This window comes from Streptomyces caniferus, from assembly GCF_009811555.1.
GTDB classification, from domain to species: domain Bacteria; phylum Actinomycetota; class Actinomycetes; order Streptomycetales; family Streptomycetaceae; genus Streptomyces; species Streptomyces caniferus.
Window position 1 is genome coordinate 338,141 of record NZ_BLIN01000005.1, and the last position, 24,796, is coordinate 362,936.

At 69.0% G+C, this 24,796-nt stretch carries 25 protein-coding genes and 3 pseudogenes; 15 read left to right on the top strand and 13 right to left on the bottom strand.

The annotated features are described in order from the left end of the window. The first annotated feature begins 44 nt into the window (after positions 1-44). Positions 45-302, top strand: coding sequence for a hypothetical protein (locus Scani_RS18210; protein WP_159477301.1), 258 nt, complete (start codon positions 45-47; stop codon positions 300-302). Between the two features lie 396 nt (positions 303-698). Here the strand turns inward: Scani_RS18210 and Scani_RS18215 are convergent, their stop codons facing one another. After that, complete coding sequence (locus tag Scani_RS18215; protein WP_159477304.1) at positions 699-1,673, bottom strand: quinone oxidoreductase family protein; 975 nt, start codon at positions 1,671-1,673, stop codon at positions 699-701. A gap of 115 nt (positions 1,674-1,788) precedes the next feature. Between Scani_RS18215 and Scani_RS18220 the strand changes: the two genes are divergently transcribed. Next, a complete protein-coding gene (locus Scani_RS18220; RefSeq protein WP_159477307.1) occupies positions 1,789-2,382 on the top strand; it encodes a TetR/AcrR family transcriptional regulator in 594 nt (197 codons plus the stop codon). A 214-nt stretch (positions 2,383-2,596) separates the two neighbouring features. On the opposite strand, the gene Scani_RS18225 is transcribed toward Scani_RS18220, so the two are convergent. Then, entirely contained in the window at positions 2,597-3,304 is a 708-nt protein-coding gene (locus Scani_RS18225) for an ABC transporter permease (RefSeq protein ID WP_246295972.1), read from the bottom strand. A gap of 50 nt (positions 3,305-3,354) precedes the next feature. Then, positions 3,355-4,318 (bottom strand): annotated as a pseudogene (locus Scani_RS18230) (ABC transporter ATP-binding protein). 324 nt (positions 4,319-4,642) lie between these two features. Between Scani_RS18230 and Scani_RS18235 the strand changes: the two are divergent. The 3 genes and pseudogenes from Scani_RS18235 to Scani_RS18245 form a co-directional block, all read left to right on the top strand. Continuing rightward, a pseudogene (locus Scani_RS18235) lies at positions 4,643-4,784 on the top strand (response regulator); the annotation flags it as partial. A 509-nt stretch (positions 4,785-5,293) separates the two neighbouring features. Next, positions 5,294-6,736 carry an FG-GAP-like repeat-containing protein gene (locus tag Scani_RS18240; RefSeq protein ID WP_159477310.1) on the top strand — a complete coding sequence of 481 codons (1,443 nt, stop codon included), beginning with the start codon at positions 5,294-5,296 and terminating at the stop codon, positions 6,734-6,736. Between the two features lie 66 nt (positions 6,737-6,802). After that, positions 6,803-6,988: a transposase gene (locus Scani_RS18245; protein WP_159477313.1), complete on the top strand. Its 186-nt coding sequence runs from the start codon at positions 6,803-6,805 to the stop codon at positions 6,986-6,988. Between the two features lie 18 nt (positions 6,989-7,006). Here Scani_RS18245 and Scani_RS18250 read toward each other — a convergent pair whose 3' ends face one another. The 4 genes from Scani_RS18250 to Scani_RS18265 all read right to left on the bottom strand — a co-directional run bounded on the left by Scani_RS18250 (position 7,007) and on the right by Scani_RS18265 (position 8,901). Beyond that, positions 7,007-7,426 carry a TipAS antibiotic-recognition domain-containing protein gene (locus Scani_RS18250; RefSeq protein ID WP_167538119.1) on the bottom strand — a complete coding sequence of 140 codons (420 nt, stop codon included), beginning with the start codon at positions 7,424-7,426 and terminating at the stop codon, positions 7,007-7,009. Between the two features lie 7 nt (positions 7,427-7,433). After that, a complete protein-coding gene (locus Scani_RS18255) occupies positions 7,434-7,778 on the bottom strand; it encodes a hypothetical protein (protein WP_246295973.1) in 345 nt (114 codons plus the stop codon). Between the two features lie 73 nt (positions 7,779-7,851). Then, positions 7,852-8,049, bottom strand: coding sequence for a hypothetical protein (locus tag Scani_RS18260; protein WP_246295974.1), 198 nt, complete (start codon positions 8,047-8,049; stop codon positions 7,852-7,854). 144 nt (positions 8,050-8,193) lie between these two features. Further along, on the bottom strand, positions 8,194-8,901 hold the full coding sequence (locus Scani_RS18265) for a peptidylprolyl isomerase (RefSeq protein ID WP_246295975.1): 708 nt from the start codon (positions 8,899-8,901) through the stop codon (positions 8,194-8,196). 867 nt (positions 8,902-9,768) lie between these two features. Here Scani_RS18265 and Scani_RS18270 point away from each other — a divergent pair. From Scani_RS18270 to Scani_RS18280, 3 genes are all read left to right on the top strand, one after another. Next, entirely contained in the window at positions 9,769-11,004 is a 1,236-nt protein-coding gene (locus tag Scani_RS18270; protein ID WP_159477316.1) for a serine hydrolase domain-containing protein, read from the top strand. Between the two features lie 282 nt (positions 11,005-11,286). Beyond that, entirely contained in the window at positions 11,287-11,409 is a 123-nt protein-coding gene (locus tag Scani_RS42150) for a nuclear transport factor 2 family protein (RefSeq protein WP_159482199.1), read from the top strand. Between the two features lie 83 nt (positions 11,410-11,492). Continuing rightward, the gene (locus Scani_RS18280) at positions 11,493-12,407 is read left to right on the top strand and encodes an NADP-dependent oxidoreductase (protein ID WP_159477319.1); all 915 of its coding nucleotides are present in this window, start codon (positions 11,493-11,495) and stop codon (positions 12,405-12,407) included. A 221-nt stretch (positions 12,408-12,628) separates the two neighbouring features. Here Scani_RS18280 and Scani_RS18285 read toward each other — a convergent pair whose 3' ends face one another. The 4 genes from Scani_RS18285 to Scani_RS18300 form a co-directional block, all read right to left on the bottom strand. After that, positions 12,629-13,417 carry a peptidoglycan-binding protein gene (locus Scani_RS18285; protein ID WP_159477322.1) on the bottom strand — a complete coding sequence of 263 codons (789 nt, stop codon included), beginning with the start codon at positions 13,415-13,417 and terminating at the stop codon, positions 12,629-12,631. Continuing rightward, a complete protein-coding gene (locus tag Scani_RS18290; protein ID WP_159477325.1) occupies positions 13,414-13,575 on the bottom strand; it encodes a hypothetical protein in 162 nt (53 codons plus the stop codon). Before Scani_RS18290 ends, Scani_RS18285 begins: the two co-directional genes overlap by 4 nt. A gap of 12 nt (positions 13,576-13,587) precedes the next feature. Beyond that, complete coding sequence (locus Scani_RS40260; protein ID WP_174872720.1) at positions 13,588-13,800, bottom strand: hypothetical protein; 213 nt, start codon at positions 13,798-13,800, stop codon at positions 13,588-13,590. 164 nt (positions 13,801-13,964) lie between these two features. Next, positions 13,965-14,954, bottom strand: coding sequence for a phage tail tip lysozyme (locus Scani_RS18300; RefSeq protein ID WP_159477328.1), 990 nt, complete (start codon positions 14,952-14,954; stop codon positions 13,965-13,967). A 795-nt stretch (positions 14,955-15,749) separates the two neighbouring features. On the opposite strand from Scani_RS18300, the gene Scani_RS41055 reads away from it, so the two are divergent. Next, positions 15,750-15,914, top strand: a complete 165-nt coding sequence (locus Scani_RS41055; RefSeq protein ID WP_246295976.1) for a hypothetical protein — start codon at positions 15,750-15,752, stop codon at positions 15,912-15,914. 2 nt (positions 15,915-15,916) lie between these two features. On the opposite strand, the gene Scani_RS18310 is transcribed toward Scani_RS41055, so the two are convergent. Further along, the gene (locus Scani_RS18310) at positions 15,917-16,777 is read right to left on the bottom strand and encodes a winged helix-turn-helix domain-containing protein (RefSeq protein WP_246295978.1); all 861 of its coding nucleotides are present in this window, start codon (positions 16,775-16,777) and stop codon (positions 15,917-15,919) included. Here Scani_RS18310 and Scani_RS18315 point away from each other — a divergent pair. The 4 genes and pseudogenes from Scani_RS18315 to Scani_RS18330 form a co-directional block, all read left to right on the top strand. Beyond that, the gene (locus tag Scani_RS18315) at positions 16,770-17,021 is read left to right on the top strand and encodes a hypothetical protein (RefSeq protein WP_159477331.1); all 252 of its coding nucleotides are present in this window, start codon (positions 16,770-16,772) and stop codon (positions 17,019-17,021) included. The two genes, Scani_RS18310 and Scani_RS18315, sit on opposite strands and share 8 nt — an antisense overlap. A 587-nt stretch (positions 17,022-17,608) precedes the next feature. Then, positions 17,609-17,950: a CU044_2847 family protein gene (locus Scani_RS18320; RefSeq protein ID WP_159477334.1), complete on the top strand. Its 342-nt coding sequence runs from the start codon at positions 17,609-17,611 to the stop codon at positions 17,948-17,950. Then, positions 17,929-22,023 carry a HEAT repeat domain-containing protein gene (locus tag Scani_RS18325; RefSeq protein WP_159477337.1) on the top strand — a complete coding sequence of 1,365 codons (4,095 nt, stop codon included), beginning with the start codon at positions 17,929-17,931 and terminating at the stop codon, positions 22,021-22,023. The genes Scani_RS18320 and Scani_RS18325 overlap by 22 nt, the downstream gene beginning before the upstream one ends. 188 nt (positions 22,024-22,211) lie before the next feature. Continuing rightward, a pseudogene (locus tag Scani_RS18330) lies at positions 22,212-22,867 on the top strand (IS5 family transposase); the annotation flags it as partial. A 254-nt stretch (positions 22,868-23,121) separates the two neighbouring features. On the opposite strand, the gene Scani_RS18335 reads toward Scani_RS18330, so the two are convergent. After that, a complete protein-coding gene (locus Scani_RS18335; protein WP_246296408.1) occupies positions 23,122-23,562 on the bottom strand; it encodes a hypothetical protein in 441 nt (146 codons plus the stop codon). A 147-nt stretch (positions 23,563-23,709) separates the two neighbouring features. On the opposite strand from Scani_RS18335, the gene Scani_RS18340 reads away from it, so the two are divergent. Then, on the top strand, positions 23,710-24,066 hold the full coding sequence (locus tag Scani_RS18340) for a restriction endonuclease (RefSeq protein ID WP_246295980.1): 357 nt from the start codon (positions 23,710-23,712) through the stop codon (positions 24,064-24,066). 12 nt (positions 24,067-24,078) lie between these two features. Then, complete coding sequence (locus tag Scani_RS18345; protein ID WP_159477340.1) at positions 24,079-24,762, top strand: cysteine hydrolase family protein; 684 nt, start codon at positions 24,079-24,081, stop codon at positions 24,760-24,762. Positions 24,763-24,796 lie beyond the last annotated feature (34 nt).

The window sequence follows — 24,796 nt, forward strand, 5'->3', positions numbered from 1 at the left end:
TCGGCGGACGGCCTCGTCACGCTGCCTCCGGGCCAGCGGCGCCGGTGAGGAAGACCGGCCAGCCGATCTCGGTCCGCCACAGAGCGGTCCGGGGTATGGTGCCGGCCGACCAGGTAGTACTCGCGGAGCGGGCCGTCGACCGCGAAGGCGTGGCGCGCGACGTGGGCAGCCAGCGCGCCGTAGGCGCGGTCGACCTCGGAGGGCGGTCCGCAGTGCTCGAGCACGGCCGGCTCCACCGGCGGCGCGAGCAGCGGTTCGACCCGGCCGACCGGCCGGAGGGGGCGCCGTCCGGGATGGTGTGACGGGCAGGTGGCCAAGCCCAGTAACTCACCGTCACCGACCACAGAACCCGATCCAGAACCATTTCTCCTCGACATCCATCCTCAAGCCAGTTGATGGCCAACCGCCTCCGGAAGGCGTCGATAAACGCTGTCTCCAGAAGTCGATGAAGCCAGCTGGTTTCGTTGATCTCCAGGAACAGCGTTTGTCGACAGGTTCCGGAGTCACTTGATGATCAATGGGCCCGTAAATGTCGATGAGAAATGACGGCGCTGACGTGGCCGTGAAGGCGGGACGGTCAGCCGCCCGTCAGGGCAACTGACAGTCGGTGGCAGGTAGCGGCAGGTGTCAGAGCCTGTGTGGCTTGGTCCTCGCTGCTCGTCGGCCGTAACCGCCAGCGTTGGGACGGCCCGGCCCCCTTATGGGGCGACCAGTATGCGGCCCAGCTGTGCACGGCTCTCCAGCAGCCGGTGCACCTCGCTGGTCTCGGTCAGCGGCAGCTGGGCGTGGACCGCTGCATGAAGGAATCCCTGGGCCGCGCACTCGGTAAGTTCAGCCAGGTCCCTCGCTGCGCGCTCGGGGTCAGCCGCATACGCGGCTATGAGGGAGAACCCGGTGACGGACCTCAGGGCGAACAGGTCGGTGACGGGGATGCTGCCGAGCTCGCCGCTCGCGGCACCGTACGTCACCAGGCGTCCGTACGGTGCCAGTACGTCCAGGCTTCGGCGCAGGATCTCGCCGCCGGCCGCGTCGAGGACGATATCCACGCCGCCGGGCGCGGCCGTGCGGACCTGCTCCGGCCAGTCCTCGTCGGTGTAGTTGACGCCGATGTCGGCGCCCTGGGCGCGGGCGAAGTCCAGCTTGGCCGCTGTACTGGCCGTGGCGATGACCGTACCCGCACCGAGCGCCTTCGCGAGCTGCACGACCAGGTGGCCGATGGCGCCCGCGGCGGAGTGCACCAGTACAGTCTCGCCGCGCGTCAGACGCCCGGCGCGCAGCACGCCCAGGGCCACTGGTGCCGCCATGGGGAGCGCGCTGGCCGTGCCTGCGTCGAGCCCGTCGGGTACCAGGACGAGCCGCGGCGTGTCAGCGACGATGAGGTCACAGAACGCGTCCTCGGAAGCCGTGGCGACCCGACGTCCAATCAGGGCCGGGTCCGTGTCCGGTCCGACTGCCTCGACCGTGCCCACCACGTCGCCGGTGAGGGACCTGGGTAAGGGCCGCCGGTAGAGCTCGGTCTGAGCCATGCCGCGCCGGAGCTGGGTGTCCACGAAGTTGGCGGCGATCGCCGCGGCCCGGATCAGCACCTGTCCCGCTTTCGGGACGGGCGCCGGGATCTCTTCCAAGGCAAGGACCTCAGGGCCGCCGTAGGAGTGGTAGCGGATTCGTCGCATGGCAACTCTCCTCGAACGGAGTGGCGTTCTAAACTGGACCGGCGGTCCAATTTCGACCGTACTGGACCGACGGTCCAGTTGTCTATGGGCGTTGTCCTGGATGAGGAGAGAGCTGATGGCGGAAGGCCGCCGCGAACGCGCCGATGCGACACGCAATCGGCGCGCGATCCTTGAGGCCACGGAGAGCCTCCTTGCCGAGCACCCTCCGGAGCAGGTCTCGATGGAGCGCATCGCTGCCGCGGCGGGCGTGGGCAAGGGCACGGTGTTCCACCGTTTCGGCAACCGCGCGGGTCTGATGCGGGAGCTGATGCTGGAACGCGCTCACGCCCTGCGCGAATCGGTCACGGAAGGCCCCCCGCCACTGGGCCCGGGCGCTCCTCCCCGGCAACGGCTGCTGGCCTTCCTCGACGCGGTCGTGGACGTGGTCGGACGGAACAAGGGTCTGCTGGCCGCTCTCGGGCAGGCGGCGACAGCCCCTTGCGACGCCCAGAAGGACTCGTCGGAACAACACTCGGTCTACGGGTTCTGGCACGGCCACATCAGCGCGCTGATCACCGAGGAACGCCCCGACCTGGACGCCGAGGTCGTGGCCCATATCCTGCTCGGTGCCCTGCAGAACGGGCCGATCGTGCACCTGCTGGGGCAGGGAGAGACTCGACGGCTTGCAATGTCGCTGAGGCTGCTCGCCACCGGCGCGCTGGAGGAGTGACGTCCCGCCGGGAACCGCCCCCCTTCGGGACGTGCGCTCTGGCCTCGTCCCGACAGGTTCATCACGGACTTCGTCCTGCGTCCCGCGAGACGGAACGCGCCGGCGGCCCGGCGTAGCGGGAGCTGTACGCGCTGATGCCCACGGACGTCCAGTCCGTGGGCATCAGTGGGTGACGTCGGTCAGTTCTGCTGCATGGCCTTGAGGTCGTCCAGCCTCAGTTCGTCCGTGCCGCGGTCGGACGCTGCTCTGGGTCCGCGCCGAGGCGCATGAAGTGGTCTCCGGATCCCTGCGGCAGATGGTCGTTGAGGTCCGCGAGCGTCGGGCCGCCGAGTCCCAGGAGCACGCTCGGCAGTGCCCACAGGAGCGTGACGAGGATCGACAGCGCGCCGGCCGGGTGACGCGTGGCGAATGCCACCCCGACGGTCAGCACGGCGACCAGCGCCTGGTAGAGACCGACCGCGAGGACCTGCAGGAGGCTCGGGCCGACCTCGAAGGAGGCCCGTCCGCCGAACGCCGGCCAGGCCACCGCCGTGCCCACGACGGCGAACGTGGCGCCGGCGACGAACGCGACCACGGCCGCCACCAGTGCCTTCGCCGCCTGGACATGATGCCGCCGGGGCATCGACAGCAGGGAAGCGCGCACGCTTCCCGTCGAGTATTCGGAGGTGACCGCGACCGTGGCCAGGACGACGACCGCGAACTGGACGAGGGCGGCGGAGGAGGCCGCTGCGTTCCCGACGGGCTGGATCGCATGCTCGTTGATGCGGGCGATCGAGGCGTAGTAGTAGGTGAAGACAACGGTGATCGCGAGGCCCGCCAGCAGGCAGAGGTAGGGGGCTCGGACGGAGAAGAGTTTGGTCCATTCGGAGGCGATCGCCCCGGCGAAGCCACCAAGTGTGCCCCGACCAGGAGTGACGGGCACGGCTCGAGGCGGTTCCGTTCGCCTGCTGGATGTCGTCGAGCTGGTCACTGTCATTCCCCTTCTTTCGGTGCCGCGGCCGCAACGGTCGTGTCCGCGACGCTGCCGCCCGTCGTGTACTCGACGCTGCGAGCGGTCAGGTCCATGTACGCCTGCTCCAGCGAGACCTGGACGTCCCTGAGCTGGTGCAGCCGGACTCGGCGGTGATGGGCCAGGTCGCCGATCTCGGCGGCGGTGCGGCCCTCGACGGTGAGTTCGCCGGACGCGGACGTCTCGACGCTCACCCCCTCAGCCGTCATCAGATGACGGACCAGCGTCGCCTTCTCCTCGGAGTCGGGCCACGGCGCGCGCCGACGCGGGAGAGGCGGCAGCGAGGAACTCCGTCATGGAGGTGTCGCTCAGCAGCCGGCCACGGCCGATGACGACGAGGTGATCGGCCGTCAGCTGCATCTCGCTCATCAGGTGACTGGAGAGGAACACGGTGCGTCCTTCCGCCGCCTGGTCACGGACGAGCCTGCGGATCCACCGCACGCCGTCCGGGTCGAGTCCGTTGACCGGCTCGTCCAGGACGAGCACCGGCGGATCGCCGAGCAAGGCGCCCGCCACCCCGAGTCGCCCGCTCATGCCGAGCGAGTACGTACCTGCCGGCCGGCGCGCCGCCTTGGTCAGGCCCACCTTCTCCAGCACCTCATCCACGCGGCGTACCGGGATGCCGTTGGCCCGGGCCTGGGCGACGAGGTGCGTGCGGCCGGAACGGGCCGGGTGGACCGCCCGCGCGTCCAGCATCGCGCCAACCGCACACAGCGGCCGGCGCAGGGCCGCGTAGGGTCGGCCGGCGATCAGGGCCCGCCCGCGCGTGGGATGGTCCAGGCCCAAAATCATGCGCATCGTGGTGGACTTCCCCGCCCCGTTGGGGCCGAGGAAGCCGGTCACACGGCCGGCCTGGACGTCGAATGACAGCTCGTCCACGGCGAGGGTGTCGCCGTAGCGTTTGGTGAGTCCTCGGAGGGTGATCACAGAGTTCCTTCATGTCGGTCGCGGACCGCGGGATGGAGCACGCGGAAGTCGACGGCGGCACACACCGACCGCCACGCGGTGGGCTTTGCCCCAGGGCGGCCGCCTCGTTTCCCGTGCGGCAACGACGCTAGGAGTCCGCGGCGCCGACGCCCATTGGTCGAACGGAAGCCGCACCCTGCCCTTCGTCAGGGGTGCGCCCCTCCCCGGGGCGGATCTGCGGAGATCACCGTTGGCACGGTGGTGCGCCAAACGTAGGCTCGCCGCGTGGAAGAGACGACACCGAGCAGCCGGCCGGTCCGGGTCCTGGTGGCCGACGACGAGGCGATGGTCCGGGCGGGTGTGCGGGGCCATCCTGGCCAGGGACCCGCACGTCGAGGTGGTCGCCGAAGCGAGTGACGGGCACGAGGCCATCGGGCTCGCCCGCCGACACCGGCCGGACGTAGTCCTGTTGGACATCCAGATGCCCTACGTCTACGTGCCGTCGGCAACTCTTCCCGATCTTCCCGACCGCCCTCAGTGTCCCAGAGCGAGAGCGACGGCGGCCCGGTGGCGGGAAACGGGATCTCGGACGACGTACGACCTGCGCAACTCCGGCCCCGGACATAGTGCGGGGCGGTCTGACGAACGATGAGTGGGCACGACGCGTACCGCGTCCACCGAAGACCGGTCGCCGGGGCAGGCGGTTGAACATCACCGGAACGCTGGTCGGCCACTCGCCGTGCGGCATGAAGGAGTGAATCAAGGGGCGGATGATGCCAGGCGCCAAGTGCGGCGCCCCGGAGCAGAGTTGCCGTGCGCTGCGCGAGTGTGTTGGACCGAGTTATTTTCCGTTCATTCTGCAACCGTCTCGCTTTTGTTTCTGTCTGTCTCTGTAGCACCTCTTCCGTCCCACCGGCCCCACAGCTCAGAGGGACGGTCCGAGGGGCGATCGATGTGTTACCCATTGGAGGATTTGTGCGAAACCGAACCAGGAGCATGGTGGCAGGCACTCTGGGCGCCGCCTTGGTCGCGGCCGTGGCCGGCAGCGCCATGGCAGCACCGACGGACGGCAACGGGCGGGGCCAGGACCAGCCCTCCACGAGTGCTGCCAAGCGGAGCAAGATCACCCAGGGCGACCTCGACGGCGACGGCCACGCAGACCTCGGCGTGGGAGCGCCCGAGGGCGCCGTCTCCGGGAAGTCCAAGGCGGGCTACGTGGGCGTGACCTACGGCGCCGAGGGTGGCATCGACACCAAGCGGCACAGCACACTGACGCAGGCCAGCCCGGGCGTGCCCGGCACCCCGGAGGCCAAGGACGGCTTCGGCTCGACCGTGGTGCGCGGCGACGTGGACGGGGACGGTTACGCCGACCTGATCGTCGCCGCGAACAACGAGGCCATCGGCAGCACCACGCAGGCCGGTTCCGTCACGATCGTCTTCGGCTCCAAGAGCGGCCTGTCCGGCGACGCCATCGCCTTCCACGCGCCAAAGGTCGCCGCCAACGCGCACTTCGGCGACCAGATAGCCGTGGGCGACCACAACAAGGACGGCCTCAGCGACCTCGCCATCTCCGACGGCACGAAGGTGCAGCTCGTCAAGGGCGCGAAGAACCTCCGGCAGACCGCGACCCCGAAGATGACCAGCGTCACCCCGCCCGGCGGCGGCGTCAGCGTCGAACACCTGGCCTCCGGCGACATCAACGGGGACGGCTACACCGATCTCGTCACCGTCGCCTCCGAGGACTCGCCCTCCGACGAGGGCACGCTCGGCGTGCTGCCCGGCTCCTCCGGGGGCCTGAAGAAGACGCCGCTGGGCAAGGACATCCCGCTGCCGTTCGCGCAGTACCGCCCCGTGGTCGGCGACATCAACGGCGACGGGAAGGCGGACGTCGTCACGGACACCGGCTTCTCGGACGGTCCGCAGGAGCAGAAGCTGCGCACCTACCCCGGCACCGCCGGCGGGCTCGACTCCGCCAAGCCGGTGGACTGGAAGGGCAAGGCGCAGGAGGGCGAGGCCATCCGGCTCGCCGACTTCGACGGCGACGGCCACGACGACCTGGTGGTCAGCAACACCGGCGCCGAGGCGCCCGGGGGCTATAACAACGCCGGTGCCATCAACGTGCTCAAGGGCACCGCGAACTGGCTGACCGACGAGGGGGCGCAGACCTTCTCGCTCGACACCGAGGGCGTCCCTGGCTCCATGGAGGGCAACGACAAGTTCGGTACGTCCGTCTCGCCGGCCGACTACAACGGTGACGGCAAGGCGGACCTGGCCGTCGGCATCCCGAACCGCGCCGAAGGCGTCGGCGCGGCGGCCCTGCTGTACGCGGGCACCGACGGACTGAGCGCCAAGAACTCGTCACTCATCGACCCGAGTGACCTGGGTTCCCCGGCGACGAAGGGCCGCTTCGGCACGGAGCTGACGAACCCGGCGAAGTAGGCCCGCACGCTGGGGCCTGTTCGGCAGATCACGTGCCTGTCGGCCGGTGGGCTCGTCGTCGCCGACATGGGGCGGGGTGATCTGACAGATGCCGAGTGGGAACGGCTGCGGCCGTTCCTGCCGGTCAGTAACCGGCGTTGTGGATGGTGGCGGGATCACCGGCAGGTGATCGACCGGATTCTCCACCGGGTGCGAACCGGTTACAGGACCTGCCCGAACGGTTCGGCCCACGAACGACGGTCTATGACCTGATCGCCCCGTGTCGCCCGACTACGCCGAAGCCTCCCCTGCGCTGGGGGCGAACCCGCTCCCCTGCTCGGCGAACACCTTGATCGCGGCGCCCAGGAACTCCACCAGCCCGGGGTGGTAGGAATCGTGGAACGCCCTCATGGCCTCGTCCTCGGCGTAGAAGAGCGACATGCCGACGTAAGCCTCCCTGGAGGGGGTGTAGAACCGGCAGACGATGTCGAAGTGCCTGCGAACGAACTCCTGGATCTGCTGGTCTCCGGGCAGGGAGCCGCCGTCCAGGAAAGGCGTGATCTCCCGGTACAGGACGTCCCAGTCCTGGTGGACCCGCTCCCTGTCCACATGTTCCCAGTTGTTGGTCCCGGCAAGGCTCTTCGCCTGCTCCTCGGCCAACGACCGGCGACACTCGTCCTCGTAACTGTTCCCCACGGCACCGGTTCCCATCGCTTCGTCACCTCTCCGGTGGATCCCCGAGAGACCGCCGACATGTCGGCATCGACCGGCCGCCGATGATCAACTGCCGGACGGTCACCCGGAACCCGCCGGCGGCGAACAGGTTGGGCGTGGTGAGCAGCCCGTGCAGGTATGCGCCGAGCGGGTCGGTCGGGCACGTCCCGTGCTCCTCCTCCGGCTCGAAGTTGTTGCAGTCGGCGATCCGCATAACCGTCGTGCCGACCTCCGCCGGAGTCAGCTCCCCGTCCAGCACGAGGTAGCCGTACGACTCGTGCTCGCCAACCGGCCAGAGCGCGAAGTCGTCTGCGGCGAAGATCTCCAGAACGGGTTGCATCACCATCACACAGGGATGATGCCGGACCCGATGCCACACCGCCACGGGCTTTCGCTGCGGCATGGGGCTCGGCGGGTGCCCGCTACGTGGGCAGTTTCGCGGTTCGCTCTGGGTAGGCGGTGCCGACGTAGCGCATGGCGGTCTGTTCGGTGATGCCGAAGAGCCTCATGAGCTTGAACGGGTCGCCGGTGGTGAACGCTTCGTTGAGGATCCGGTCCTGGCGCAAGCGGTCGAGGGTCTGTCCCGTGGGCAGGACCTTCTGCATGGTGATCCGGTGCATGGCCGGGTAGTCCGGGTCGGGGGCGGTCTTCTGGGTGACCAGCAGGTGGGGGAGGACCGGCCGCAGGGTGCTCAGGTAGCGGCGGATGCCTTCCGAGCTGCGCGGCTCGTTCTCCCGGGGGCCTTGGCCGCGCAGCGCCTGCAGTCAGGGCCGGCAGGACGGCCGGACGCTGAGCAGCTCGGTCCGCAGCACAGGCGTGCCGTCGACAGGCGCCGGGTCCTGCGCAGTTGGTTCGATACCGCCAGCGGCGATCTTGTCGAGAGACTTCAGGCCGGCGGCTCCGACCGTGCCGAACACCGTGTAGTTCGGTCGCAGCGCGGAGTCGCCGTAGACAACGAAGAATTGCGAACCGTTCGTGTTCGGCCCGGCGTTGGCCATCGCCAGCAAGCCGCGCCCGTAAAGGCGACGGACGCCGGTCGGATCGCTCGGCGCCGGCGGCAGGTCCACCGGCAGCTCGTCCTTGTACTTGTACCCCGGCCCACCCTCACCGGTACTGGTCGGGTCGCCACACTGCAGGACCTTCAGCGTCGGATACGCCGTCAGCCGATGGCACACCGTACGGTCGTAGAACCGGTGCCGCGCCAGGTGTACGAAGCTCTGGACCGTGCACGGCGCCTTCGCCCGGTCCAGACGCAGCGGGAGCGGGCCCTGGCTGGTCCGGACAGCCATACCGACCGTGCCGTGACTGGGGGTGTGCCGCGGATCGGGCGGCAGGGGAACCCGCCGCGCCGCCGGCTCGTCCGGGGTCTGGGTGTACTGGCAAGGACCGTGCGTGGTGCGCGGCGGGACATCGGAAGCAGAGGCAACACTGCCCCCGGACACGACCAGTGCCACCGCAGCCAATGCGGCCATGAGAGTTCGGCTCATCCTGCACACCCTCCAAAAGATCGCCAGATTTCGGAGCGGTCGCAGTCTAAAGCGCGGCCCGGCGGGCGAGAACCCGCCCGCCAGCCACATCCGCCTCCCAGCGGCAGGTGGCGGGACCACCGGCAGGTGATCGACGGGATTCTGCACCGAGTGCAACCGGGGTGCAGTGGCGTGACCTTCCGAACGGTTCGTAGACCCTCGAGGGTGCCGGTCGTCTCGCCGGGCACCTCACGGAGATCCGTGGCCGATCCCCCCACCCCGCGGAGACTTTCGACCGGATCACGGCCGACACCCTTGCTCTGCACCAAGCCCTGCGCACCCACGCCGCCGACCACGCGCATGCGCTGGCTGCGTGGATCACCGGCGTAGGGCAGCGGCTGGCGGGACTCGCCCTCGGCCGGGCCATCGCCCGGATGGAGGCGGAGACGGCGCCGGGCCCCGAGACCGTCATCGTGCCGCGACTCGTGGTCCGCGCGACCACGGCGGCGCCGCGCCGGGCCCTGTCGTAACTCCCGTCGTCCGCCCGCGGGACAGGCCAGGCGTCGCCCGGCAGGCGCGAGGCCGACAACAGGGCTCCAGGGCTCCGGGCTGAGGACAAGGCTGAGGGGATCACCCGGACGGCGCCGACCGGATTGCGTCGGGCGCCGACGCGCGGCAGGGCGCGGGCGCTCTTATGCTGGAGGTTCAGGACCTTGCGGCCCGTGGCCCAGGGCATTGCTGTGACCTGCGGCTTCTGTGCAGTCGCGCCGTATGCGGACACATGTTCATCCCGCGCTCGTGCTCACACGGGTGTGCACACACGCTCGTGCTCGGAGTTGCGGAACGTGGCCTCGCATGGTGGGGAGTCACTCCATGACGCATTCGCGTTTGTGTCGGGCTGCTGCGACGACTGCCGCGGCAGGGATGTTCGCACTGCCGATCGCGGGCGTGACCGGGTGCGGTGGCCCCGCCGTGCTGGCGAAACCGTCGCCGTCCGTTTCCACATCGGCGTCCCCCGACGAGGTCCGTGACATCACCCCTGGCGTGACGCAGCAACTCGACGCCGTCGTCCAGCGGATCATGCGGGAGGCGAACATCCCGGGTGTGACCGTGGGACTGTGGACGCCCGACGGTAACTATGTGCGGTCCTTCGGGCTCGCCGACCAGACCAACGGCCAGGCCATGTCCCCGGATCTGTACACGCGGATCGGGAGCGTGACAAAGACGTTCACCGTGACGGCGCTGCTGCAGTTGGTCGACCGGCACAAGGTGAACCTGGACGATCCGATCGGGAAGTACGTCGAAGGCGTACCCAACGGAAGCAAGATCACCCTGCGCGAGCTGGCCGGGATGCGCAGCGGCCTGTTCAACTACTCCAAGGACGAGGCCTTCTACGAGGCACTGACGACCGACCCACACCAGCCGTTTGCCCCGAAGGAGTTGCTCGGCTACGCCTTCCAGAATCATGTCCTGTTCCCGCCGGGAAAGAAGTTCGAGTACTCCAACACCAACCTCATCCTGCTCGGCCTCGTCATCGAGAAGGTCACCGGTCAGCAACTGCACGACTACATCAAGAAGGACCTCCTTGAACCGACCGGCCTGGACCACACGCTCCTGCCGGTCGACGCCACGTTCCCGACCCCGCACGCGCAGGGATACACGACCCAGACCGCGAACGGCGACATCCAGGACGCGGCCGACTGGAACCCTTCATGGGCCTGGGCGGCCGGCGGGATGATCTCCAATCTGCAGGACCTGCGCGTATGGGCGCGTGCGGTGGCCACGGGCAAACTGCCCGGCGGTGGCGACCTGATCAGTCCCGACCTGCAGAAGCAGCGGCTCACCACTCCCCCGACCCCCATCCCGGGCATCGGGTACGGCCTCGGCATCTTCAGCGTCCAGGGGTGGATCGGGCACAACGGTTCGCTGCCGGGCTACGAGTCCCTGGTGGTCTATCTGCCGTCGGCACGGGCGACCCTCGTCGTCCTGTTGAACACCGATATCGACCATGACAACCAGGAGCCCACCACGCTTTTCGGCGAGGAGATCACGAAGATCGTCACGCCGGGCCACGTCTTCAACCTGCCCGCGGAGCCCGCGGCCAGGTAGGCAAGGATGCCGGGGCCGGTGCGGGCGGGAGAGAGAAATCCAGTGCTCCGCCGCCGACCGGTTCTCACCAGGCAGTGCGCGCCGCCCCGTTCTCGCGCCGCGCGTTCCGTGACGAGTGAGGGGAGCCAGGCCGTGCGTGAGCGCACCGCTGTCGTCGTTCCCCGGTCACGGTACGAGGTGATCCTGGATGAATGAGTCCGATGTCTGTGCTGGCCGCGACCATGGCGAAGGGCGCACCCGTTGGCCCGTGTATGACGCTACCGATTCGCTTGGACCGGAACCATTGACGGCCGGCCGCGATCAGGAAGAGGCCGCGGCACCTACGTGCTCGTCAACCACGCCGGAACCTGGCAGATGCTTCACGAACACCTCAGCGCATCACCGGGCGGCGCCATCGATCCATAGGAATTGACAATTACTTTGGACAAAAGCACACAGTCACAGACCCGAGCACAGGGCCAGCGAGCACGAGGTATGTGGAGAGAGAAATGAAGGCAATCGTCGCGACTGATCAGGGCGCGGAAGCGGCCGGGATCAAGCTGGCGGAGCGGCCTGAGCCGACGCCGGCGATCAACGACGTCGTCGTTGAAGTCCATGCGTCGGGCTTCGTCCCGGCAGAGTGGGAGTGGCCCTCGACGTGGGTCGATCGCTCCGGTCACGACCGGGCCCAGGCGATCATCGGCCACGAGTTCGCCGGAGTGGTCACCTCCCTCGGCTACGGCACGACGGGACTCTCGCTGGGCCAGCGGGTGTTCGGGATCACGGACTGGCACCGCGATGGAACCCTGGCCGAGTACGCGGCCGTGGAGGCACGTAACCTCGCGCCACTGCCCGGGGCCGTCGACTTCACGGTGGGTGCGAGCCTGCCGATCTCCGGCCTGACCGCATGGCAGGGCCTGTTCCAGCACGGTCGTCTTCAGGCGGGGCAGAGCGTCCTCGCACACGGCGCCGCCGGCGCGGTCGGATCTGTGGTGACGCAGCTCGCCCGGGAGTTCGGCGCCTACGTCATCGGTACCGGGCGGGAGCCGGACCGTCAGGCGGCGCTCGACTTCGGCGCGAACGAGTTCCTCGCCCTCGACCACGAGGATCTCGAAGACATCGGAGGGGACCTGGTCTTCGATGTCATCGGTGGTGACATCCAGAGGCGCTCGGCGAGCATCATCCGGCCTGGCGGGACGCTGGTGTCGGTGGTCGGGCCTGCTGAGACTCGCCCTGTCGACGGTCTCGCGGTCGACTTCGTCGTCGAGTCCGTTCCGAGTCAGCTGGTGGAGATCGTCGACCGGGTACGGGACGGGCGCCTTCGCACGCACATTGGAACCGTCGCGACCCTCGACGACGCCGTCCCCGCGCTCAACCCGACCGAGCGGCGCAAGGGCAAGACCGTCATTCGCGTGCGCCCCTGAGCTTCCTGGAACGCGCCGCCGGAATCGTCGCCGGTGTCCCCCAACGAGGAGTTCACGACGGCCGGCTTCCGGGGTACGGGCGGTAGGCGGCCGTCACGCGTTGATCTACGGCGGCGAACCCGACCGCGTGAACACCGCAGCGGGCGTCTGCGATACCCGACGCCCAACTCAACGAGCGAGGAAGGAGGCGTACGAGGCCCTGACGGGCCGTGTCCGGACGGTCAGACGTTGGGGACCTGCAGCTTGTCCCAACTGGTCTTGCCGGGCAGGCCGTTGGCATCGTCGCCTTCGAAGCCGAGCTTCTCCTGCCAGGCGGCGTAGGACTTCACATCGCCCGGACCCCATGCGTCGGCGTTGACGCTCGACTCGTACCGGTTGCAGCCTTCGGCGACGAGCCGATGGTGCATTGCGGCGATGATCGGCGATTTCCGTCCCGTGTCGAAGAACGACTCACCAGGGAACGGCTCGGTATCCGGCCCGGGGGCGGGGTGTGAATCCTTGAAGTGGTCGTACGCCTCCTGAGCCGCCGCGAGGGCCTTGTCGTAGATCTGGTCCATGTACGGGCCGGCGCACTCGGTGGAGGACCAGTGGTGGTGGTAGAAGAGGTTGCTCTTGGTGGGGCGTTCGCCGATCACCTTGGCGAAGAGCCAGCCAGCTAGTCGTGCGGCGTTCGTCCAGGTGACCTCGGCGACCGTCCAGCCGGGCCCGAGCGTTGCGTTCGCCATTTCGATACTGATCGACCTCTGGTTGCCGGGCACGTCGCCGACGGCCCAGGCGTACTCGTTCACCTTGACGTACTGAGCGACGGCACCGGCGGCGTCCACGTCGAAGTGGGCCGAAGCCGGACGCTTCGTCCAGAGTTTGAGCAAACCCTGGTGCGAATACCGGCCGGCATTGTGGTGCAGCGTGACCGACGTCTTCCTGTAGGACTTGTGGGTGACGTGGCCCGTCGCGCTGAGCTTGTCGATGAGGTTCGCGACGGTACGGTCGTAAGCGATGATGGCGGTCATTTGGGGTCCTCCGCGTCGTTCTCGACGCCGCCCTCGGCGAAGGCGACGAAGTCACTCTCCGGAAGGTCATCGAGGTTGTCGGTGCCGGGTCCGTCGGCGGTGTCGGTCTTCTCGAGGGCCGCCTTCATGTCCTCGTCATCGAAGGTCTTCTCGGGCATGACGCCGTCCTTTCAGTTACCACAACTTTGCGTCGCCAGTTCTACGATCGACGAGCGGCCGGCGAAGAATTCTCTCGTCGCCGTAGTGAATGGCGTGGTGGGTTCGATGGTTGTTGAGATCAGGTGCTCTGGATCAGGAATTCTCGCGTCACCAGTCGAGATGTCGTCAACCGTCATCGATTTCATGTGGATGTAGATACGGTCGTGAATCTCGTAGCCGTCCACACCAAGGTCACATCCATTGTCACGAACGATGATCTGGTCTCGAATCTGAGGCCACTGAGTCGAGGCGTAGAACTGCTGGTTGATGTAGCGGTCGAATCCGCAGGTCGATCTCCCGACTTCCCCGCGAGGGAAAGGTACTGGAACCGTTCCTCGAAGGCAGCTTCCTAGACGTTGGGGACCTGCAGTGTGTCCCAACTCGTCTTGCCGGGGATGCCGTTGACATCGTCACCTTCGAAGCCGAGCTTCTCCTGCCAGGCGGCGTAGGACTTCACATCGCCCGGACCCCATACGTCGGCGTTGACGCTCGACTGGTACCGGTTGCAGCCTTCGGCGACGAGCCGATGGTGCATTGCGGCGATGATCGGCGATTTCCGTCCCGTGTCGAAGAACGACTCACCAGGGAACGGCTCGAAGGTGGCGGGGCCGGCGGGGCCGCCACCTGACTGGTAGGCGGTCAGTGCCCTGTTCGATGGTGAGCGGCGTTGCTTGAAGACCGTCTGCACGCGGGCGTCGGCACGTGGCAGTTTGCTGTGGCCGCCGAGAATGGCCCCCGGAACTTCGTAGTTGTAAACGACTTCGTCGCTTGCAGCCTCAACCGACACCACCGGGCTGGAAAGAACCTGATGGACTCCGGGGTAGCTCGTACGCAATTCGTGGTCGAGATAGTCCAGTTGGGCATCCATGTTCAACAGGACATCCGCCCCGAGCGGAGATCCGTTGTAAACGTGCCTGAAAAGTCCCGACCGCCGAGAGGGCGAAGTCCACTGGGCGAGGCCGACGCCGGGTAGCTTGGGCCCCTGATGAGGTGATTTCCGATCCATGATTTGGGCGGCTGCGAAATTCGTGGTTACTCCGGCGAAGTTCTTCGCTCGCATCGGGGTGGACGGCGAGCTGCCCTCGATGCGATTCGGCAGAATGGCCGACTCTGCCCACAAGTTCCCGACGATCCCGGCGGCGCCTGCGGGCGGAAAACCGTACCGGTCGACAAGTTGCCTCATGCAGTAACGCATGCGGTCGTCGGTTCCGACCATTGTCCAGTCGCCAGCCGACGGAACCACCGCGACCGCGACGGGCGCGTATCCCAGTCCGCGACCGGGACAGTTGGCATCGGCTGGAAGACGCCCTGCTTCGATGTTCGAATATTTGCCGTTCATTTCAGGCTCCTCACGCGAAGCCCGCTTCGCCCGTCGCGAGGGCGCACGGCGTCCACCACGGCTGGAGAAGCCGGGTAAGGGGAGGACAGAGACATGCTGTCTCGAGTTGTGCGCTGGTGGGCCGCCAGTAGCAATCGCCCCGGCCCTGGTGGAAGCCCAACCCAAAACCATTTTCATTGTACTGCGAAGCATTGCAGCCCGCCCTGCATCACATTACGCGGCCATCAGGTAACCAAACGCGGCCGCCCGGCAGGCTGTCGCGCGGGGTCACACGTCTGTGAAGCGCTACCGGACAACATGAGCTTCAGGCACGAGCATAATCGCGACCACCAAAAGCATAGACATCTCTCACAGCGACTAACGAGCTCGTGCACAGTAGGCGATGAGACGTCCGGGACTTCGGTGGGGCTCGATGTTCACAATTGCCGTGCCGATGCCAGGTCGGTGATCTGGTGATGAGGCAGCAGGCCAGCGACGGCTTGGACGGGCCCTCCAGTTCTTTAGGTGGGCGATGCCATGCTCGACGAATTGAGACACCGGTCAAGTACGGAGCAGGACTTGGCCAGAACGCTTGCAGCGGGTGCCGAGCACTATGGCCTGACTGGGCTCGCCGCCTTCACACCTCCGATCCGGTGGCTGGGCGCCCTGTGACTGAACGCTGTCCCGTAACTGCTGGTCACGGGTGAGATGCCGCGCGGAGAAGCCCCGCCGAGCGTTCCGGCGGGGCTTCTCGTCTCACGTGCTCTCACACGCGTCTCACGGACTGTGTGGACGCCCGGGACTCAGGACTCCGACATGGCCTTGGGAGCCATTCCCTGCTTCGGCTGGGCGCCCCAGCACACGGGTTACGACCTGGTGAGCGTCAGTTCGTTCACGGGCCGAGTGCCCCGCAAGGACAACAGCGTCCACTCGGCCACCAAGCATGCGATCTACTCCTTCAGCGCCGGGCAACAGGCCTAAGTTCAGGCGCTGGGGGGAGCCGAACCGTTGGTGTTCAGCAGGGTGAGGCCGAGGTGAGTCAACGTATGAAGGGCAGCTTTCCGCTCCCGTGTGAGAGTGGTCAGCCCGGCGCTTCGGAGGGTGGTGGCGTGCTCGCTGGCACTGGCTGGCGATATGCGCGCTCGCTGTGCGAGCTGCGTAGTAGTGCACGCGGGATGGTCGGCTATGACACACAGCACGAGGGCCCTGGCACGGCCGAGTAGCGCGGACAGAGCTGGTGGCACCGGAGCATCGCCCCGGCGGGTATCGGCGGGAGGAGCCCATAGGGCAGCCGCGTCGACAGGGTTGTTCAGAGCCGGATACACCATGAGAACCGACTCGGCCTGGGGGCTGGTGAACAGCTGGGGAATCGGCCCGCAGAATACCGAGGGAGCCAAAACGAGTCCACGGCCCGAGGTGTGGAAGTCGGCTTCCGGGTGGGTCAGGGGCCGATAGTCCGGGATCTCCAGCACCGGGGGGTTCCACACGGCCATCGGGCGCAGGCTGTTCAGCAGTTTCCCCACCCCGCCCTGCACCATGAGCCGCCCACGCCGTGCCACCTCCCCCTGAAGGTGCTGGTCGATACGTCGCCAGTAGGGGGCCACCGCGACGCGGTGGCAGTCGTACAGCGCGACAGCCAGTCTTCGCACCGCCCGCGGGTCTGCATCCATCGCTTCGGCCAGCCACGGCGCTGGGCGCTTGTCCGTGCGCGGCTGTACGGAGAATTCCTCGCGCAGCCGCCCGCCTGGCGCACTGATCAGCCGCCCTATGCCCTCGTCCGAACCACGCAAATGCTCGGCACAACACAGAAAACACGCAGGCAAAGGAGAGATCGTTATGCGCATTCGCACTGTCATGGGGAGCCTGGCGCTCGGCGCCGCACTCGCACTCGGAACCACTGCGGCCACCGCGCAGGCGGCGCCGACGGCTTCCTCCATAGACGAGACAGCAGTTGCGGCCAGCGACGTATTCATCGGGTACTACCCCAGCAGCACGGCGTGCCACATCGCCGGGACGGCGATGGCCGGCGAAAACCACACGTGTATCCGCAAGGGAACCCGGTACGCCCTGTACATCATCGTGCAGTGACGTAGCCCCTGCGGGGGCCGGCCGACGCGCCGGACCCCCGCAGGGCGCCATCGGCGTCACAGGCAGACGACGGACGTTGCGGCCGACCGAACAGCCCTCAAGAACCTGACCTGCGTAAACACTCTGGATCTAGACCACCTGGACGCACAAGGCGCTTCCGACAACCTGTGCCAGGTCGGACCGTCCTGCCAGAGCGCTTGGCCACCGCCTCCGGGCACGGACGGCCAATTGTCGCCCTGCGGTAGCGGCGTGCGGGCTTCAGCGTGCAGGGCAGTGGCGCAGCTCCCTGCCAGTTCATTGCCGGAGCTCTCTGCCCTGGGCCAACGTCCTCCGAACCGATACCACTTTCCTCAGAACTTCGCAGGCAAGACCGTCGACCCGGCCAACGGGCTCAAAGCGGCTGGAACCCCTCCTGGAAGAAGTGGAGGGCGGGGCAGCGCGCTCGCCTGACCGCCGAGTCCCGCCGCGCGAAGGGGGTTGGTTATCTCCGGCGGCCACGCGCTGTCAGTGCGCTGTGCCACGATGTCGTTACGGCCCGCTCCGGGTTCGTCACAGACGTTCGGGCCGACGCCTGGAGGGGACGCACGATGACAGAGCACGACCGCACCGTGGGAGAGACCGTGGTGGTCCCGGTGACCCAGGACGGGGTGCGCATCCAGGTGTTCGCAGGCTCCGCCGAGGCCGCGGTGGACGGCGAGGAGACCGAGATCGGCGCCCGTCGCCCCGGCCTCGACCAGGTCATATCGGGGCTGAACGCGGTGGCGCGGGCCGTGGGCGAGCAAGCCCGGCAGAGCACGGCGAGCAAAGTGACGCTGGAGTTCGGCTGCGACATCGCCCTGGAGTCGGGCTCTCTGGTGGCCGCCATCGGCAAGGCGAGCGCCAAGTCGGCGTTCAAGGTCACGCTCGAATGGGACAGCACCTCGGCGTGACGGGCCTTCCCCCGGGGAGGCAGCAGTCGGCGCTGCTGGACTCCGTCGTCGCACTCGAAGTGCCCTCGCCCGACGGCGAACCGCTGATGGGCACCGGCTTCTTCGTGGCGCCCGGCGTAGTGGCCACGTGCGCCCACGTGGTGGCCGCCTCGGCCGCGGAGCTGCCGCGCAGGATCGTGGGCCGCATCGCCTCGCGCTCGCTGGTCCTGGAACTCCAGGCATGTCCGGAGCGGTACTTCCTGACCCCGGGGGACGGGCTCGACCTGGCATTCCTTCAGGTCATCGACGCCGACCGGCGGGAGAGCCCTGCCGCCCTGCCACTGTCGGACCGGCTGGCCGTCGGGGACGCCCTGTGGACCCACGGGCACCCGTCCGGCATGTTCCGCGCCGGGCAGTCCGCGACCTTCACCTACGAGGGCACGTCCGCCCGTGCCTTCGAGCGGCCGAACAGCCTGCACCGGCTGCGCGGCACGGTGGTGACCGCCGGGTTCAGCGGCAGCCCCGTCCTCAACCGCCGGACGGGGTGCGTGGCCGGCATGCTCACCACCGCCGACCGGACCGGCAGTTCGCACATGGTCGGGGCGCGTGAGCTGACCGTCAGGCTCGATCCCGGCTGGTGCGACAGCCGGTGGAGCACCGACTGCCGGACCTGGCTGGGTACGCTGTCGGACGCGCAGATCGAGGCGGGCGGCTGGCCCTTCCTCGGACCGCGGCTGCGCGAGTTCCTGGACATCTCCGCGCGGGCCGCCCGGGAGCACCCCTACCCAGGCGTCGTCCCCGGCACGGTGCCGCCGCCGCTGTCCACGGTCTACGTCCACCAGCACGCGGCGGCGTACCGGGGTCTCGCCCCGGTGCCGGACGACGAGGCGCGGTCCCCCGCCGACGGGCTCCTGGACCACCCCGACGACGTGATCGTCTTCGGCGGACCGGGCTTCGGGAAGTCCAGTCTGCTGCGGTCCTGGATCACCACCGTCGCCCGCAGGTGGACCGAGGAGCACTTCTACCACTCGGTCCCCGTCCTGGTCAGGGCCGCGGACCTGGTCGGCGACCGGCCCTTCGCGAGCCTCCTGCACGACGCCGTCTCCCGGGAGCTGAGCGGCGCCGGGCTGGTCAGGCCTATCCGCGAGGACCTCTTCGCCGCTCCCCCGGCGCCGGGCGTGCGCTGGCTGCTGCTGGTGGACGGCTTGGACGAGGTGATGAGCCCGGAGGGGCGGCAGCGCGTCCTGGGCAAGCTCGCCTCGATCCGGGAACAGGACGCGTACGCGCACCAGTTCCGGTTCGTCCTGGCGACGAGGCCCACCCTCGACGTCCGGGACCTACCGGAACCTCGGTTCCGCTGCTGCTCGTTGCTGCCCTTCGACCTCCAGCAGCTGCCCGGGTTCGCCCGCGCCTGGTTCACCGCCCTGGGCCTGCCGGAGCCAGAGGCGAGGACCACCGCCTTCCTGGATCACGTCAGGATCCCCAGCGTGCGGCACCTGGCGACGGTGCCGCTGATGGCGACCATGCTCTGCCAGTTGCACGCCGACTCCGGCCAGGAGCCGCTGCCCCGGGGCCGCTGGGCGCTGTACACGCGGTTCATGGACCTGCTCCGCGCCAAGCAGTACGGCGAGCGGGCCAACGTGCTGGAGCAGGCGCACGCCGTACTGGACCGCCACGGCGCCGAGGGGGCCCGCGCGGCGGAAGGACTCGGCGCCCTGACAGATCACGTCCTGCGGGAGCTGGCACTGGCCAAGTACCGCGGAGACATCACCCCCGAGCGGCAGTTGATCGAACGGTGGACGGGCCACCTCCGGCCCGCCTCGCTCTGTCGCGAGCGGTGGAGCGCGCTGTGCGAGGAGATACTGCTGCGCGGCGGGCTGGTCGTCCGGCGGGGCGGCAGTCTGGAGTTCGTCCACCAGACGCTGCTCGAACACCTCGCGGCGCAGGCCACGGTCGGGAACCCCGAGCGGAACCGGACTGCCTACCGCTCGATCATCGGCGGCTGGCCGCGCAGACGCCGGGTGGCCCCGCTGGCCGCCGCCGAGAGTCCCTACGTCGACTTCCTCGTCTCCTCCTGGTCCGGCCGTCCGGGGTTCGCGCGGCTGCTCGCGCACTGGGCCAGGGAGTTGCACGGCGCCCAGTACGTCGCCCGGCTGAGCAGCGAGGGCGCCGCCCTCCCCCGGCGGGTGTTGCGGGTGGCCAAGGGGGAATTGTTCGCGGTGGTTCGCGACGAGCGGCGCGACCCGTTCGACCGGCTGCGGGCCGCCCGGGCGCTGGTGGACCTCGGGGATGCCCGGGGTACCGCGGAGATATCTTCGTTCGCGGCGCTCCCCACGCACGACCTGGGATCCCGGCTGCACGCCGCGGAGATGCTCGCGGACCTCGGCGCCGCGGACGCCCATGAGCTGCCGGTCTCCGTCGCCGGCGACGAGGAAGCAGACGCGGGGCGAAGGATCAGGGCCGCCGAGATCCTGGGTCGGCTCGGTGACGAGCGCGGCGCGCGGGCGCTGGCGGACCTCGCCCGGTCCTCCGAGACCTGGTGGGTGGACCGGCTGCGCGCCGCGGAGTGCCTGGACCGGACCGCGCCCGACAGCGCCGTGGCCATCCTGCTCGGCATCGCCGCCGACGGCCCGGCCCTCCCCCATGTCCGGTCCGCCGCGGTGGAAGCGCTCTCCCGGCTTCACCCGCACTTCGCCTTCAGGTACCTGCGCGAGGCCGCCGGGGACCGGGAGCGTCCGGTGTCCTCGCGCAGCCGGGCGCTGGAGGCCCTGGAATGGCTGGGCGGGAAGGAATCCATCGAGTGCCTGGCCCGGGTTGCCCAGGACCCTTCGGAGAACCGCCTCCTGCGGTTGTCGGCCGCCGACGGACTCTCCCGGCTCCGGGACCCCCGCGTCGTGGACACCCTGGCCCACCTGCTGACCGGGCCATCCGACGAGCCGGCGCTGATCCTTCGGGCGGCCGAGGCGCTGGCCCGGCACGGCGACCCCAGAGCGGCCGACGCGCTGGCCGCGATCGCGGCGACGGAGCGGCTGACCGGACCGGAGCGGCTCCAGGCGGGCCGGGCGCTGCTCTCGCTCTCCGACCCGCGCGGCCGGGAGGTCCTGCACGCTCTGACCGGCGACCCCGCGGCCGGGACCGGTCTGCGCCTGCAGGCCGCCGAGGCGCTGGACGACGTACGAGACTCCCGGGCGCTGTACCCGCTCACCGTCATCGCGCTGCACCCTTCGGCGCCCCGGGTATCGCAGATCCGGGCCGCCGAGCGCCTCGACCAGTTCCGCACCCGCAAGGCCGCCGACGCTCTGCTGTCCGTGCTGGACAACCCGGAGCTGCTGGAGGAGATGCGGGTGCGGGCCGGCACGCTCCTGGCGGACCTCGGCGACGGCCGGGCACGCCGCTGCCTGGAGCGGCTCACCCGGTCGGCGTTCGGTCCAGAGGCGCGGATCCGCGCCGCCGGCGCGCTGGGCAAGATCGCCCCGAAGGAGGGGTGCCGGGCACTGGAGGAACTGCTGACGGACGCGTCAGTCGACGAGGATTCGCGCGTCCGGGCACTGGAGGTGCTGTGCCGGGCGCACCCGGAGCGGGCCAGGGAGGTGCTGACGGACTTGGCGGCTGACGCCCGCCAAGCGACGGCAGTCCAGCTCCGCGCGCTGGCGCTGACCCGGGGCCGCCTGCTGCCTGAGACGAGTGCCGCCCACCGGGCGATCGCCGCCGCCCGGCACGCGTCGCCGATGGTCCGCGTCGGCGCGGTCCGGGTGTTGCAGCACCTGGGCGGCGCGGACGTGCTGGACCTGCTCGGACAGCTGGCCAGGGAACCCCACCGCTACATCCAGACCAAGGTGCTGATCACCCTGGCCCAGATGCAGCACGCACCGGCGGCAGCCGCAGCCCGGGACTTCGTGTCCGATCCCAATGTGCCGATGCGGAACAAGTTCGAGGTACTCCAGGCGCTGGCAGGCTCCCCGGACGGGGAGCTGCGTCGGGTCGTCCGGGACGTCTCACTCGGCGCGGTCCCCTCCGATCTGCTGCGGGACCACTGCAGCGCGCTGCTCGCAACGGCACGTAGGCCCGGCTCCCGCCCGGCCGACACCGACTGACCACGCGACGGCTACCGTGCCCAGCTTGCCGCGTTCGCGGATGGACAGGCTCTACTGCGCTCCACGCAGGGAACGAACATGACCGGCTGGTCGCTGTCGACGACGCCCGCAAAGCGGCAGGGTGGTTCAGGGAGTATGTCCAGCCAGCCCGGACTGCTCAACCGGGTTCTCCGGCAAGCTTCAGCGTCGTGATCGCGAACCTTGTCCCCGACGAGCTGTGGCATCGGATAGCCCCGCTGTTGCCAGCGCGGCCCGTACTACGGCATCGCCACCCCGGGCGGCTCCCGGTACCGGACCGGGTCGCGCTGGCTGGCATCATCTACGTCTTGCGGAAAGGCGTGGCCTGGCGCGACGTACGGGGTGAGGTGGTGGGTCGCTCCGGAGTGACGGCCTGGCGCCGGCTGCGGGCCTGGACCGAGGCGGGCGTCTGGCCCCGCCTGCATGCCGCACTGTTGACCGAACTGCGCCGCGCGGACTTGCTGGACCTGGACGACCGCGCCGTGGACGGATCGCACGTCCGGGCCCTCAAAGGGGGGATCACGTCGGCCCCTCGCCCGTCGACCGCGCCCGCCCCGGCTCCAAGCACCACCTGATCGTCGACCGCCACGGCACCCCGCTGGCCGTCACACTCAGCAGCGGCAACCGACACGACATCACCCAACTCCTACCACTGCTGGATGCGGTCCCACCGATCCGGGGCCTGCGAGGGCGGCCCCGCCGCAGGCCCCGTCGCCTGTACGCCGACCGAGGCTACGACTTCGACAAGTACCGTCGTCAGCTGTGGAAGCGCGGCATCAAGCCGATGATCGCCCGATGCGGCACTGACCCCGGCTGCCGCGCGGGGCTCCGTCCCGCGTCGGGACCCGAGCGCCGGCCAGCGGCGGCGTGTCGCCGCAGCTGGCCGGTCTGGTTTCTCTCACGTCAGCTTCGGCCCTCGGTCGGCCGCCATCGTCGCACCCGTGCGGGTATCACCGAGGGCCGTCCTTCCCATACGCCGGGAACAGACGCCCTCCACGAGCAAGCGCAGCTGCAGTCGGAACGCATGCCGCGCGGACGCTCCAACGACAATCCGCACCCTCACACCAGCGTTCACCCCCGCTATAAGGGGCGAAGAACGGGATCGATCTCTGCCAGGCTGTCGTGCAGCCGACGGGCCCCCCGGGCAAAGCGTTCGTCGGCGTCGCCCGACATCTCCTCGCAGAGCCGTAGCGCCTCGTCCAGGTCGTCCGAGAGAATGCTGAAGACATCGACGATTGCGGCGTGGATCCAATCGGCGTGATTGTCGTTGGCGACTGCCAGTGCGGACGCGACTATCGTCAGTCCGGCCTTGTCCTTTCGCCGAAGCAAGCCCTCCGCGGTCCGCCTGGTGACGAAGGTGTCACCGGGATCGAGCACGAGCCCCAGCAGCGGCTCTACGGCCTCCTGCATCTCGGCGAACCCTGCCAGGCTGTGACCGGCATCCGCCCGGTCACGCCAGTCATCGCTTCGCCCGAGTTCGCCAAGTGACACGACGACCGCACGCCGCAGATCACTGTCCAAGGATTTGCCCACCCCTCCCACGATTCCGGTCAAAATACCACCGAGGCGTTATACCGGATGATCGACCGGACAGCTCCTAGCTAGACGGCGTAGCCACAGGGGAAGGGAGCACAGGATGGGCACGGCGCTGTCGGCGGCGATAGCCGCGTGGAGCGCGTGGGTGGCTCGGGCGACCTCGGCGCTGACGTGATCGGCTACCTGCCCGACGGCAGGAAGATCGTCGTGCAATGCAAGCGGTTCGCCAAGCACCGCTCGGTCGGAAGCCGCGACATCCAGACATTCAACGGCACCGCACGTGCCGAACATGGCGCTGACGTGCCGGTGTTCGTGGCGTCCTGCGTCTTCACACATCCGGCCCGGGACTTCGCCGCGCGGCACGGCCTGTGCCTCATCGACGTCGACCTGCTCGGCTTCTGGAACAGCGGCACCACCCTCAGCTCCCTGGCGGAACTCGACATCGGCCGCTCCGGCAGAAATCGCAAGCTCAGCCCCGACCACGACTGACGAGGACCCGCCGTGCAGGACACCGAGACCCGCATCCACGCGTGGCGCATCGAGGAGCGCGAGTACCGGCGCCAGCAGGAGCGGCGCGGCCGCCGCTTCGCCTACCCGCGCCTCACGCCCGCCCGCACCGCCCTGGTCGTCATCGACATGGTGCCGTTCTTCGTCGACGCCAACCCCTACGCCCGAGGCATCGTCCCGAACATCCAGCAACTCGCCGACCGGCTGCGGGCGGCCGGCGGGACCGTCGCCTGGGTCCTGCCGGCGCGCACCGAACGCACCCCGGTGGGCGACGAGTTCCACGGCCCCGAGGCCGCCGAGATGTTCCGCAACTCCGGAGGCACCGGACCGCTCCCCGGCCGGCTGTGGCCGGGCCTCACCACCGCCCCGGACGACATCTTCGTGGAGAAGAGCGCGCCGAGCGCCTTCTTCCCCGGCCGCTGCCCGCTCCCGGACCTCCTCCAGGAACGCGGCATCGACACCGTCCTGATCACGGGCACGGTCACGCAGGTGTGCTGCGAATCCTCGGCCCGCGACGCATGCACCCTCGGCTACCGGGTGGTGATGGTCGCCGACGCCAACGCCACCGGCCGCGACCAGGACCACAACGCCACGCTCGCCACGATCTACCGCTCCTTCGGCGACGTACGCCCCACCGCGGAGGTCCTCGATCTGATCGACGCAGCACCGGCGCCATGAGACCCCGCCGACGTCCCAGACCCCGGCTGGCAGC